Source organism: Pontibacillus litoralis JSM 072002 (assembly GCF_000775615.1).
Lineage (GTDB): Bacteria > Bacillota > Bacilli > Bacillales > BH030062 > Pontibacillus > Pontibacillus litoralis.
In genome coordinates, this window is the sequence record NZ_AVPG01000008.1 from 36,719 (window position 1) to 49,640 (window position 12,922).

The window sequence follows — 12,922 nt, forward strand, 5'->3', positions numbered from 1 at the left end:
TAATGGCGCACTGGAGATTGAAAGAAATCGTCATTATGTCCGTACTTGCAGTTGTATTCGGGGTTGTGTATTTATTTTTCCTTCCAGTTGGTAACATGCTTGCAGCGTTAATGGGACCGATTGGTTACGAGTTTATTTTTGGTATTTGGTTTATTGTATCGATTATCGCCGCTTATATTATTCGTAAACCAGGTGCAGCATTTCTATCTGAAACCATTGCTGCCACCGTAGAAATGTTACTCGGAAATGCGACAGGACCTATCATTATTCTTGTCGGCATTATTCAAGGTCTTGGGGCTGAAGCTGTTTTTGCTGCTACACGTTGGAAACATTATAATCTCCCCGTGTTAATGTTAGCTGGAGTCGGTTCGGCCATTTTCAGCTTTGTATGGGGATACTTTTATTCCGGATACGCAGCATTTGGAACTGGCTATGTTATTAGCATGCTCCTTCTTCGTATGGCTAGCGGCGCAATAATTGCTGGGGTACTAGGAAAATCAATCAGTGATGCACTCGCAAAAACAGGCGTACTATCTAGCTTTGCTTTAGGTAAAGAAGAAAGAAAGAAGAAGGTAGCGTCATGATACATGTTGAGCATTTATCACTTTCCTTTGCAGAGGATGAATCTAAGAATATATTACATGACGTCTCCTTTGATCTAGATGATGGAGAAATGATGATGTTACTCGGGCCAAGTGGTTGTGGTAAAAGTACCCTCACCTACTGCTTAAATGGCATATATCCTCGTGAGTTAGATGGGCAAATGAAAGGTACAGTAACGGTTTTAGGAAAGGTGGTACAAGATCAAAAGCCAGGGGAACTAAGCAAACATATTGGTGTCGTTTTTCAAGATCCTGAAAGTCAATTTTGCATGTTAACGGTCGAAGATGAAATCGCCTTTGGCTTAGAAAACCTGCAAATTCCTAGGGCACATATGGAAGGAAAAATCGAAGAAGTATTGCAACTTGTCCATTTAAGTGATTACAAAGAAGCCACCATTAGTTCATTATCTGGTGGGCAAAAACAAAAGGTGGCATTAGCATGTGTATTAGCCCTGGAACCAGATATTCTCGTGTTAGATGAACCAACTGCAAATTTGGACCCACTTGCGACAAAGGAATTCATTAACACGATTCAATGGCTACAGCAACAGAAGCAGATTGGTATTATTGTAATAGAACACCAATTAGAGGGATGGGCCTCTTTTATTGATCGAGCACACCTATTATCTAAGGACGGACATACAATTTTCGATGGTTCGCTTTCTAAAGCAATACAATTATACGGCTACAAATTACAAGAACAAGGGATATCTATACCAACAGTAACCCAATACGCGCTATCAGCCGCTAAGCACCAAAAAAGAACATACAAGCGCATTCCATTAACAACAGAGCAATTTGTATCATCTGTCTCTTATATAGATGCTTCTATTTTTCAAAGGAAGTTAAAAAAGGGCAGGGAACAAGAACAGACTATTCTATCCGCTTCTAATCTCCAGTTCCATAAACAAGGAAAATCGATTATTCATGACGTCGACTTAACCTTAAAGAAGCAAGAATTCGTTGCCATTGTAGGTGCTAATGGAAGTGGCAAAACAACCTTATCTCGTTTACTTGCTGGTATTGACAGTCCAACTGTTGGTGAGATTACGCTTCACCAACGCCCATTAGCAACATGGAAGGAAAAACAGTTGCGCCAAGAAATTGGCTACGTATTCCAAAATCCCGAACACCAATTCATTACAGATTGTGTCTATGATGAAATAGCTTATTCTTTACGAATCCGCTGCTTTCAAGAGAATGATATACAAGCGCAAGTGAACCGGATTCTATCTTATTGTAAATTAGAGGGATTGCAGCACAGACACCCTTACACGTTAAGCCAAGGACAGAAGAGAAGATTAAGTGTGGCAACCATGATCGTAGATGACCAACAGCTACTCTTTTTAGATGAACCTACTTTTGGTCAAGATGCGGCTTCAACGAGGAAAATAATGGACCTTCTGCAGGAGCGATATGAAAATGGTACTACCGTTGTCATGATTACACATGATATGGATTTAGTCGATCAATACGCCGATCGTGTCATCGTCGTCCAAAGCGGTGGCATTGTTGCAGATGAATCCCCTATTGCACTTTGGGAACGTCCCTATTTAGAGCAATGGTTTATCGAATATCCAACTCGCATTCAATTGCAACAAAAAATGGAGGAAAGTTATGATGACTATGCTACTCAATCAACTTAATCCTAGTATAAAGGCTCTCACTGTCATCGTGATGATTTTTGCCTTAACGCTCGTGTTTGACCCATTTACACCACTTGTTTATTGCCTGTTTACGATTGCCATTACATTTATGTTCGGGAAAGTAGATGGCAAGAAGTATTTTCTTTACTTCTTGCCTTTCTTCCTCATCGCTATCGGCATGCTTTGGACAACGCTAGTATTCGCAGATGCGCCGAAAAACGCCGCCAACACAGTACAAATCTTTTTGTGGGAGTTCCCTAAGGAAGATGTAGTCGTCGCCTTTTCTTTAGCATTACGTATGCTAGCATTTGCATCGCTTTCTCTCTTATTTATTTTTACAACGAACATGGTCGATTTTATATTAAGTTTAATGCAACAGTGCAAGCTACCGCCGAAAATTGCTTATGGAGTATTAGCTGGGTACCGATTTTTGCCATTAATGAAAGAAGAGCTCGGACAAATACGTGCCGCCCATCAAGTAAGAGGAGTAAACAGGGCGACCAACATAAAAGAATCCATTCAACAATATAAACGGTTTGTCATTCCTCTATTAGCTGGTGCGATACGTAAAGCAGAAAGAACCGCCGTTGCTATGGAGTCGAAAGGATTTACAGGTGATAAGCATCGTACATTTTATAGACCATTCACATTAAGCTGGAAAGACTGGGCGTTTTTCTTATTTATGTTCCTAATACTATTCATCACAATCTTCGCTTCTATTCAATTGGAATACTTTCAATGGTATAAGGGACAGTTGTGATTTGCTAAGACAAGCCTAAGTTCAATATTAGAGTTGCTCCACTTACTTTTAACTCATATTACTTGAACACACTTTTCCTACTTGATTTCATTTCATAATTTCAATCCCTTTTCTTGAGCAAATAATCACGGTTGGAACACCACAGAACAAAAAGAAGAACCGCTATCATTCATTAAGCGGTTCTTCTCTAACTATATATGAAGTTGTTGTTGGTTACGCTTCTTCCCTGATGAAAACCAGCCAATTACGGCAATAAGGATCAATACGCCATAGAACGTTAATTTCCATGCTAGAGATTCTGCGAAATGGTGAGACAAAACGGCTATATTCGGATGTGCTAACACGTGTACAACGAGTTTGACTCCTACCCATCCGACAATAACAAATGCGGCTGTTTCTAATGCTGGGCGCTGTTGTAGCAGCAAGACAAATTTATTGGCAGCAAATCGCATAATAATAATACCAATCATTCCACCTAGAAATACAACTAAAAATTGGCCGCCGTCGAGGCTTCCTATTTGTGGAAGTCCAGTTGGTGGTAATGATACCGCTAGTGCAACTGCAGCTAATATGGAATCAACTGCAAAAGCCATATCTGCCAATTCGACTTTCAACACCGTCATCCAGAATCCTTTTCCACGCTCAGACTTCGGCTTTACTTCTGCTTCTTCTTTCTCGTTTTCTTCTTTACTTCTAGAGGCAATATGTTTGATTGATAAGAACAATAGATAGCCCGCTCCAATGGCTTGCACTTGCCATACATCAATTAACAGTGTAATAACGAACAGAGACGCAAATCGTAATACAAATGCCCCTGCCAAACCATAAAACAAAGCCTTCTTTCTTTGTTCTTCTGGTAAATGCTTCACCATTACCGCCATAACTAATGCATTATCTGCAGCAAGAAGTCCTTCTAGTGCAACTAAAACGATTAATACCCAACCGTACTCTAATAACAATTGTGCTTCCATACACATCTCCTTTTCTTCTTCCTAATGTAGAGACATAACAAAAGACCTCCACACGTATAGTGTAAAGGTCTTGCTTGCAACCAATGACAATTGCCAATAAAGCCGGAGATTGAATCTCGCATATGACGACTTTATTGTCCAGCTACTCCCCTTTAGGAACATGAACGTTTATAAAGTTATGTACATATTACTGTGAATCGAATCAAATGTCAATTCTCAACAAAATACGACAATAAGGCTTTATCTCTGCAATTTTTACTCATTCATAGTAACTTAAAGGAAGGGAAAGAATACGCAACCTTTCCCTTAAGAAATACGTCTATATGAATAGAGATTTTACAGAAGAAGGAGAGAACAAATGGGGCTACGTTATATTTCTTTACTATTACTATCTTCTAGTATAATGGCATTTATATATGTATTGATTGATTTCGCACTCATATCAGGTTTGTCATTAAGTATGCTGTATCCAACACTACTTATTTTTCCTATATTTCTCGGGTTATATAGTGTTATTGCATTGCCTATTACACTATTTCTGAGGAAGTTGGAGCAAACAAACCGCTTTGATTTATTTCACTTATTGCTATATATCGCTATATCCACCATCATAACGGTTCCATTCTACCTCGTGATGAAAGAAGGAGCGACCACATCGATGCATGTGGAATTTTACTTATATGTTATCATTGCGTCGATCGTGTATTGGCTCTTAGAATCCATCATTATACGTAAAGGAAATAGCGCACCATCGTCTTCCTGATGGTGTGCTTCTCTTATACACAATCCAACCATCACACTATGCCCCCCCTAATTCTTGTAAACGTTTCATTAACGCTTGCGTCCAAATTAAACTCTCTTTATACTGCTGAAACAAATTATCAATGGACAATGATAGGTTTGCTGCGCGTTGTTCTAGTAAGTCCCACTCGCCTCGTTCAATTAATTGGCACAGATCTAATACATCTCGATATTTATTTGGCTCACCTAATAGCGCATCCTTAATTTGTTCATCAAGGGCTAAACCTTCCAAGCTATCTTGCATCGATTGTTGCATAAATAGCTCAATTAAGGAAAGCATTCCAGTCAAGAAGTAGCTCGCACTCTCATCTCGTTGCCCTATGATTTCTGCAACATTTTCACACATTCTAGCACGCAAAAAGCTAATCTTTAATGCTTCTTCAGCAACATTTCCTTGTTGGTTCTTTAAGTTTCGCATGACGAGTACGTAAGCCCATTTCTTCACCTCATTCAATCCAACTAACATAACGGCCTGTTCAATGGACTTCACTCTCTCTAGTCTACGATTCCCTATCGTATTCGTTAAACGTAGCAATTTATACGATAGGGAAACATCTAATTCGATTTTCTCTACTACTTTCTTTACATTTGGTTCTTCCTTGAATAGCTCTTTCATCAAATCCATATGATAAAACGGTGGAAGCTCGACATCATGTGATTTCATAATAGCTGGCTTACTAAAGAAATACCCCTGGAAGTAATGATACCCAAGTTCTTTACATACTTGATATTCTTCACGCGTCTCTACTTTTTCCGCTAACCATATGAGGTCATACGCTTGTAACCTATGAAAAATATATCGCTGTTCTTCTAAAGGTGTCTGTTGTATATCAATTTTAATAATATCTGCATATTTCAACAATTGAAACGAGTACGGATTACTTTCATCTAATATGTAGTCGTCTAGCGCGATACGATACCCTTCCCTTTTTAAGTTGCGACACGCATATACTACTTCTTTTGAAGGCTGAATATTCTCTAATATTTCAATTACTAATGTTCTCGGCGGGAAACAATAAGGAAGGTTGCTCCTTAGTAAGTTCTCGGTAAAATTAACGAAGCAGCGTTTTCCATCTGATATTTGTTGCAATCCAATATTAAAAAAGCTGTTCATTACGACATTGGCTGTTGCCTCGTCCCCGTCTATTAACGAATAATAATTCTGCTCCTGATTACCACGATATAACAGTTCATATGCTATAACTTCTTGTTTCTCATTAAGAATAGGCTGGCGCGCCACACATACTTCCATTTCAAACACTCCCTAAAAAGGTTACACTTTAATTATTATAGAATAACATGTATAAAAATGGTGCAAAAACAGGCCGTTGGTATGTTTTTATTATCATTTTATCTAGGCGTATCTCTCCCTTTCCCGTTTATTACGGAAAAAATCGTATTAGACCAGCCTGAACATTTACGTACATAACGGAAATCGATATAATGAAATTTGAAACGATAAAATAAATAGAAAGTAGTGGGCGTATGTATAACAAGCGTTGGTTTCAAGCATTAATTGTATCTATTTTAGTATTTGCATTATTTTTACTCATGAAAAACAATCAATATGTATTCGATCCATTTGTGAAATACTTCAAGGCAATCAGTTTTCCAATTATAGCTGCCGGCGTTCTATATTATCTTACTCGACCTGTTGTACATTTCCTAGATCGGTATAAAACTCCACGTGTCATTTCTATTATCGTCGTATTTCTATTGCTTATTGCAGTGGGGACCTTTGTCATACGTGTTATCGCTCCTATCGCACAAGATCAATTTTCCAGGTTTTATGACAACCTTCCAAGAATGATTGAAGAAGTAGAACGTATTATTGATTTGTGGCAAGAGAACCAGTCCGTCCTTCCCGAAGAGATTATGACAGAGATTCAATCTGCGCAGGATCAATTGCTTAACTCTATGAAAGACATTACGATTGGGTTCACCGACTTTATCATAAATACTGTAGCATCCGTTGTGCAGTTCGTCTTTTTATTGTTTCTTGTACCATTCTTCTTCTTCTTCATGTTAAAGGATGGGGAGAAAATGCAACCGTTCATTACACAATTCTTCAAAGAAGGGAAAGCAGCGAATATTGCAAAATTAATGAACCGCATTGATCGCACGTTGTCTTCTTATATACAAGGTCAATTGCTCGTTAGTTTCTGCGTTGGTGTATTGCTGTTCATTGGTTACGTAATCATTGACCTGAACTATTCATTAACCCTTGCCTTATTTGGGATGATGACCAATGTTATACCATTTGTGGGACCATACTTAGCTGTCATTCCTGCTTTACTCGTAGCACTATTCCAAGATCCTATTATGGTCGTTTGGGTCGGTATCATTATGCTAATTGCGCAACAAATTGAAGGGAACTTAATCTCTCCAAACGTGATGGGGAAAGTATTAAGCATTCACCCTTTAACAATCATAACGCTCATTTTAGCAGCTGGAAGTATAGCCGGTTTCCTTGGGTTAGTATTTGTCGTCCCTTTCTATGCTGTTGTAAAAACAATTATTACGCACGTTTACGAAGAGAACCTCGATTCTAAAGAATTTTAAGCTAACTTGTCATGAAGCCTAGCCTTTGCTCAACAAGGCTAGGCTTCTATTCATATCGTCTTCTACTTGTTACTCGTTTTGGTAATATATGTTATGAACCATTCTTATAGGTTCAGGAATCGTTAATTTCTTTTCTTCCACCAGTTAACAAAGAAGAAAATATACGATGATGAACTGCATCAATTTTTTGCATCTTCATGCCTCCTTTGCTAGTTATTGTTACTTTTTATTTCGGCTTTTTTACAAAATTGTAAAGGAAACTTTAAGTCAACATATAAGATTTTCTTCCATTGATTTGGTACAATGAAAAAGCTATTTAGAAGGAATACATAAAGGTGGTTACGTGATGCAACATAAGGAAGCACTTTGGACTCGTTCGTTTATATTTTTGCTTTTAGCTAACTGGTTTACATTTATGAGCTTTCAAATGTTAATCCCTACCCTTCCTCCGTACATGGAAGAAATCGGTGGAACCAAAACGCAAATAGGTCTTGTTACAACCCTTTTCTCTATTGGTGCAGTGCTTAGTCGGCCATTTATTGGTCATATACTGCTCAGTGAAGCACGTAAGAAACTCGTCATTATTGGATCTATTACGTTAATGGCTATTACAGGGCTATATGCTATCACCTCGATCATCTTCGTCGTGTTAATGTTCCGCTTCATTCATGGGCTTGCTTGGGGATGGTCCACTACGACAAACGGTACTGCTGCTGTTGACTTAGTACCGAAGACTCGAATCGGTGAAGGGATGGGCTATTTCGGCTTATCGGTTACCATTGGCATGATCATTGCACCAAGCGTTGGTATTTTTCTTTTTGAGAATTATGATTTTACCGTTCTCATCTCTACATCTATGCTATTAGGTGTTGTTGCTATCGTTTTATTTAGTTTCACGAACTTTGATACTCCTAAAGACGTGAAAAAACGACAATTCGATATAAAATCTTTCTCTTTCTTCGGCTCATTAATCGAAAAACGTAGTTGGTTCCCAGCTATGGTGTCGTTTATTAATACATTTGGGTACGGATCCATCGTGACATTTATCGTTATATTCGGCATAGAACAAGGGATTGAACACATTTATTTATTCTATTTATTCAATGCTATATTCGCTACGTTAGTTCGACCAATAACAGGAAAGCTATTTGACCAAAAAGGCCCTTGGCACGTTATTCTAGTCTGCTCCTTATTCGCATTTGCAGGTATGTGGGCTATCGCTTTAGCCGAGAACTTTATTCACATTACTGCTGGTGGTATTTTATTCGGAATTGGTTTCGGTTCCATGATGCCTACATTTCAAGCTTGGGTCATTTCTAAGACAACACAGGAAAGAAGCGGAATTGCTAATGGCATGTATTATTCCTCTATCGATCTTGGAATTGGCTTAAGTGCCTTGATACTAGGAATCATTTCAAGTCAATTCGGAGTGGAGACAGCTAATTTATTTAAAATATCAAGTATTTGTTTCTTAATTGTATTTGCACTTACTTTATTCGACTATCAGAAGAACAAACATATCCCTTGGAATCAATCACTAGACATGTAATACATCTAGTGATTTTCTTTCGTTTAATCATGCAATATGTCTTACTTAAAAAAACTATAAGTTCTTGTTATATTATGTCGAATTTTTTCGATAATTCAATTGACAAAAAAAAAGCCCGCTGTTAAGCTTATGTAAGTTACAGCCACCATTTGTTCTGAATTGTTTGAACAATTAAACAATTGAATGGTGTAACGTAAATTGTTTAATAATAAACAAACTAAACTGTGATACAATGTAACTCTACTTTTAGCACTCAAACACGGACAGAAAGAGAGGAGAACACGTATGGTTACAAAGAAGGATACAATGTTTATTGGATTTATGCTGTTTGCGCTATTTTTTGGTGCAGGTAACTTAATATACCCCCCTGAATTAGGGATTCAAGCTGGAGAGAATTACTGGCTCGCGATTGCTGGATTTATTATTACTGGTGTAGGCTTGCCAATTGTTGGTGTTATGGCCATTTCGTTATCAGGTACAGATGCACGAGCTTTAGGAGATAGGGCACACCCGCTTTTTGGATTAATATTTACTTCTGCTATTTATTTATCTATAGGTCCTATTTTCGCTATACCTCGCGCAGCAAATGTAGCGTTTGAAATGAGTTTAAAACCATATGTTCCTATGGTTTCCTCATCAGTTAATATGAATGTAGTTTTACTAATCTTTTCTCTATGCTTTTTTGCACTCGTTTATTGGATTAGCTTAAACCCTAGTAAAATTGTCGATCGTATTGGGCAGATACTTACACCAATACTTTTATTAGCTATCGTTGCTTTAGCTGTTGCGAGTTTTCTGAATTTTGACTCGCCTTTCCAGCCACCAAATGACACTTATTCTTCTGGGGCTTTCTTTGAAGGGTTCATCAATGGTTACTTAACGATGGACGCGATTGCTGGATTAGCATTCGGTATTATCGTAATAAACGCATTGAAAGAGCGTGGCGTTACAGATGGTAAAAAGATGTTTACGGAAACATTTAAAGCAGGAGCAGTTACGGCAATCGGCCTTATTTTCGTTTATGCATCGATTGGTTGGATGGGAGCGAAAATGGCTACGACTGGTAGCTACGAAAACGGCGGAGAGATTCTTGCTACTGGAGCAGAAATGCTATTTGGATCGTTTGGTGGCCTAATTCTAGGCTTAATCGTTACATTAGCCTGTTTCACTACGTGTGTAGGATTAACGGTGGCATGTAGTCAGTTCTTCTCTACCACATTTCCGAAATTACAATATAAACAGCTTGTGGTCGTCATCACGCTCGTTAGTTTCGGCATTACGAACTTAGGTTTAAGTCAAATTGTAGCGATTAGCGTTCCTGCTTTAGTATTTCTATACCCTTTAGCAATCGTATTAATGGGGCTCGCCTTTTTGGATCGTTTCTTTAAAGGTTCTACCTACGTTTACCGTGGAGCATTGCTATTTACATTAATCTTTAGCATTTATGATGCGATGGTTGCTATCGGAATAGAGGTTAAAGGGTTAGAAAGCATTTTAAGCATTGCGCCGTTATTTGGAGAAGGGTTAGGTTGGCTCGTTCCTTCTATTGTCGGTGGTGTATTCGGTTATATACTCGATGCAATTAAGAATGGAACATCATCGACTAATGCATCATCTAAACGAGTATCTTAATGAAGAAAGGAGATCTCTCTACGCACAATGTAAGAGATCTTCTTTCCTTTATTTATTCGATGATTGATTGAGAAAATAAATTTGCTGTTGATGGTACTGATACAAACCGTAAAAATAATAATATAGCTCTCCATCCATTTGCTGGTATTGCCTAGCCAATAACTCAAAGATTTCCGCTTGTCTAGCATGAAAAAAGAAATCCTCCATTCTCATCCCCCTTCCAAACAGTGTCCTATTAGAATATGCCAATACCTAACTGTCCAATGACATAAAAAGAGCATTACTAGCGATTATTCTACTAGTAATGCTTCTTCTACATCGTTTTAATTCGTATTGTCTGTAATTCTTTCTTTAATCTTCTTGAACTCTTTACTAGGTGGTACTAAAGCTACAACGACATCTCCTGCTTCTGCTTTTGGCTGTGATTTATGTGTGAAAAATTGTAACTTACCGGAAGACTTTAACACAAACAGTAGCAAACTTTCTTCTTCCCGTTCTTCTAGATACTGTGTAAACGTATATTGTGCCGTTATGTTCGTCTTTCGGAAAATGTAACCATTGTCTACTTTGTTATTTAAATACTCCCACGTTGCTTTTTCATTAAATAACAACCTTCCACCAATCTTATTTCCCATTGTTTCTAAATCTCCACTGAGACGATTGTGTAAAGACATCTGAAACAAGTTATTCCTCCCGATGTCCGGTACGAACGTTTTACACACTAACGCATTATAAGAGTCTAATTCAGATCCAGCAATCAAATAATCATAAGGCGTCATATCTAAATGATAGTCCGTTTGCTCAGATAATATTTCTTCCTTCATAAATGGTACTCCTGCTTTTCTTGCGGGAATTAGGCGTTGCCAGGATGAATCTGTAATCAACACAGGTAGCTTCAACTCTTTCAATACAGAAGCTAGGCCAGACGAGAAGCTGCTTCCACCGACAATTAATACACCAGGCTTTCCTTCATTAGCTAGATCAAGCTTCTTTGCTAACCACCCAATGGAGAAACCGTGCGCACATACTGTCGAGAATACTAAAGCGAATGTAATGGGAGTAAGTAAGGACGCATCTTCATAGCCTGTTTCCAACAACACCCCTGAGAAATATCCTGCTACCGTTAAGGCGACAATACCTCTTGGTGCAATCCAACCAATTAACGCCCTTTCTTGGTACGATAAATCCGTTCCAATGGTCGATAACCAAATGGATAATGGACGTACGACAAAAAGCATAATGATAACATAAGAAATAATTTTCCAATCAAGGATTTGCTGCAACGTATCAACTGTAATAGAAGCCGTTAGCATAACGAAGATTGCTGATACAAGTAAGACAGATATGTTCTCTTTGAAATGCCTTATATCATCAATCGAAGATATATGCATATTCGCAAGTGTCATACCCATAGCAGTAACCGCTAACAGCCCTGTCTCATGAACAATTTCATCCGAAACAGTAAAGCATAGAATAACGGTCGTAAACATCATAGGTGACATTAAAAACTCTGGCACATGACCGTTTTCGAACATATACCCCATTACTTTTCCAAGCGCATAGCCTAATACAACAGCAAATATAGATGCTAAGAAGAAGTAAAGTAATGACGTACCTGTCACATTATCCGTAGAGAAAAACACAATGATTTCAAAAGCAAATACGGAAAGCAACGCACCAAACGGATCGACAACAATTCCTTCCCATTTCAAAATTGCTGCAGGACGTGGCTTTAATTTCGCCTGTCTTAACATTGGTAAAATAACGGTAGGTCCTGTTACAATGAACAATCCGCCAATAACGAACGCCACTGGTAGCGACAAGCCTGCTACATAATGAGCTCCTAAAGATCCTAATAACCACGCAATAAATGCTCCGACTGTTACAATACGCGTAACAGGTTTACCTAAGCCCTTCACTTCTCTAAAATCAAGGCTTAAACTTCCTTCAAACAATATAATAGCTACTGCAATAGAAACAATCGGGTTAAAAAGCTCCCCGAAATCTTCAGAAGGTTGTAGAATCCCTAATAATGGGCCTACAACTAAACCGACAATCGACATGATTACAATGGCTGGTATACGAAATCTCCAAGCCAACCATTGTGAACCAACACCGAGGGCACCTATTAACATTAAGTCAAATAATAGAGAGTCAAACATAAGGTTAATCCCCCTTCATACATATATACAATTTTTGTTATTGATTCCATTCCCACACATAGGCATAGACTTATTCTAAATGGATAAGGATGATATGTAAATAATTTAGAACTGATTTTAGTATATCCTTAACAAAAGTCCACACCTCTTCCATTACCTTATCCAAACGGTCTCCTTTTTATATTTTACAAAAAAAGAGGAAACAATCTATTCTTATTTCTTGAGAACATGATACGA

At 38.1% G+C, this 12,922-nt stretch carries 11 protein-coding genes; 7 read left to right on the forward strand and 4 right to left on the reverse strand.

Translation table 11 applies throughout. From position 1 onward, the window contains the following. The first annotated feature begins 2 nt into the window (after positions 1–2). The 3 genes from N784_RS07045 to N784_RS07055 are packed head-to-tail and all read left to right on the forward strand — an operon-like array spanning position 3 to position 3,008. Complete coding sequence (locus N784_RS07045; RefSeq protein WP_036833673.1) at positions 3–584, forward strand: ECF transporter S component; 582 nt, start codon at positions 3–5, stop codon at positions 582–584. Next, entirely contained in the window at positions 581–2,248 is a 1,668-nt protein-coding gene (locus N784_RS07050) for an ABC transporter ATP-binding protein (protein WP_036833674.1), read from the forward strand. Before N784_RS07045 ends, N784_RS07050 begins: the two co-directional genes overlap by 4 nt. After that, complete coding sequence (locus tag N784_RS07055) at positions 2,220–3,008, forward strand: energy-coupling factor transporter transmembrane component T family protein (protein ID WP_232305988.1); 789 nt, start codon at positions 2,220–2,222, stop codon at positions 3,006–3,008. Before N784_RS07050 ends, N784_RS07055 begins: the two co-directional genes overlap by 29 nt. 191 nt (positions 3,009–3,199) lie before the next feature. Here N784_RS07055 and N784_RS07060 read toward each other — a convergent pair whose 3' ends face one another. After that, positions 3,200–3,979 carry a TerC family protein gene (locus N784_RS07060; protein ID WP_036833675.1) on the reverse strand — a complete coding sequence of 260 codons (780 nt, stop codon included), beginning with the start codon at positions 3,977–3,979 and terminating at the stop codon, positions 3,200–3,202. Positions 3,980–4,337: 358 nt separating this feature from the next. On the opposite strand from N784_RS07060, the gene N784_RS07065 reads away from it, so the two are divergent. Then, a complete protein-coding gene (locus tag N784_RS07065; protein WP_036833677.1) occupies positions 4,338–4,742 on the forward strand; it encodes a UPF0715 family protein in 405 nt (134 codons plus the stop codon). A gap of 36 nt (positions 4,743–4,778) precedes the next feature. Here N784_RS07065 and N784_RS07070 read toward each other — a convergent pair whose 3' ends face one another. Then, a complete protein-coding gene (locus N784_RS07070) occupies positions 4,779–6,032 on the reverse strand; it encodes an EAL and HDOD domain-containing protein (protein ID WP_036833679.1) in 1,254 nt (417 codons plus the stop codon). Between the two features lie 233 nt (positions 6,033–6,265). On the opposite strand from N784_RS07070, the gene N784_RS07075 reads away from it, so the two are divergent. From N784_RS07075 to brnQ, 3 genes are all read left to right on the forward strand, one after another. Next, positions 6,266–7,342 (forward strand): AI-2E family transporter, encoded by a 1,077-nt coding sequence (locus tag N784_RS07075; protein ID WP_036833681.1) that lies wholly within the window; start codon positions 6,266–6,268, stop codon positions 7,340–7,342. A 346-nt stretch (positions 7,343–7,688) separates the two neighbouring features. After that, entirely contained in the window at positions 7,689–8,891 is a 1,203-nt protein-coding gene (locus N784_RS07080; RefSeq protein ID WP_036833682.1) for an MFS transporter, read from the forward strand. A gap of 285 nt (positions 8,892–9,176) precedes the next feature. Then, the gene (gene brnQ / locus N784_RS07085; protein WP_036833683.1) at positions 9,177–10,523 is read left to right on the forward strand and encodes a branched-chain amino acid transport system II carrier protein; all 1,347 of its coding nucleotides are present in this window, start codon (positions 9,177–9,179) and stop codon (positions 10,521–10,523) included. Positions 10,524–10,571: 48 nt separating this feature from the next. Here the strand turns inward: brnQ and N784_RS16590 are convergent, their stop codons facing one another. Together N784_RS16590 and N784_RS07090 are read right to left on the reverse strand one after the other, a co-directional pair. Continuing rightward, positions 10,572–10,730, reverse strand: coding sequence for a hypothetical protein (locus N784_RS16590; RefSeq protein ID WP_156965198.1), 159 nt, complete (start codon positions 10,728–10,730; stop codon positions 10,572–10,574). Positions 10,731–10,846: 116 nt separating this feature from the next. After that, positions 10,847–12,685, reverse strand: a complete 1,839-nt coding sequence (locus N784_RS07090) for a cation:proton antiporter (RefSeq protein WP_036833684.1) — start codon at positions 12,683–12,685, stop codon at positions 10,847–10,849. Positions 12,686–12,922: the final 237 nt, after the last annotated feature.

Coding starts and splice junctions, on each gene's coding strand:
- N784_RS07080 (WP_036833682.1), top strand. CDS start 7,689: ATGCAACATAAGGAAGCACTTTGGACTCGTTCGTTTATATTTTTGCTT.
- N784_RS07050 (WP_036833674.1), top strand. CDS start 581: ATGATACATGTTGAGCATTTATCACTTTCCTTTGCAGAGGATGAATCT.
- N784_RS07060 (WP_036833675.1), bottom strand. CDS start 3,979: ATGGAAGCACAATTGTTATTAGAGTACGGTTGGGTATTAATCGTTTTA.
- N784_RS07075 (WP_036833681.1), top strand. CDS start 6,266: ATGTATAACAAGCGTTGGTTTCAAGCATTAATTGTATCTATTTTAGTA.
- N784_RS07045 (WP_036833673.1), top strand. CDS start 3: ATGGCGCACTGGAGATTGAAAGAAATCGTCATTATGTCCGTACTTGCA.
- N784_RS07055 (WP_232305988.1), top strand. CDS start 2,220: ATGATGACTATGCTACTCAATCAACTTAATCCTAGTATAAAGGCTCTC.
- N784_RS07090 (WP_036833684.1), bottom strand. CDS start 12,685: ATGTTTGACTCTCTATTATTTGACTTAATGTTAATAGGTGCCCTCGGT.
- brnQ (WP_036833683.1), top strand. CDS start 9,177: ATGGTTACAAAGAAGGATACAATGTTTATTGGATTTATGCTGTTTGCG.
- N784_RS07065 (WP_036833677.1), top strand. CDS start 4,338: ATGGGGCTACGTTATATTTCTTTACTATTACTATCTTCTAGTATAATG.
- N784_RS16590 (WP_156965198.1), bottom strand. CDS start 10,730: ATGGAGGATTTCTTTTTTCATGCTAGACAAGCGGAAATCTTTGAGTTA.
- N784_RS07070 (WP_036833679.1), bottom strand. CDS start 6,032: ATGGAAGTATGTGTGGCGCGCCAGCCTATTCTTAATGAGAAACAAGAA.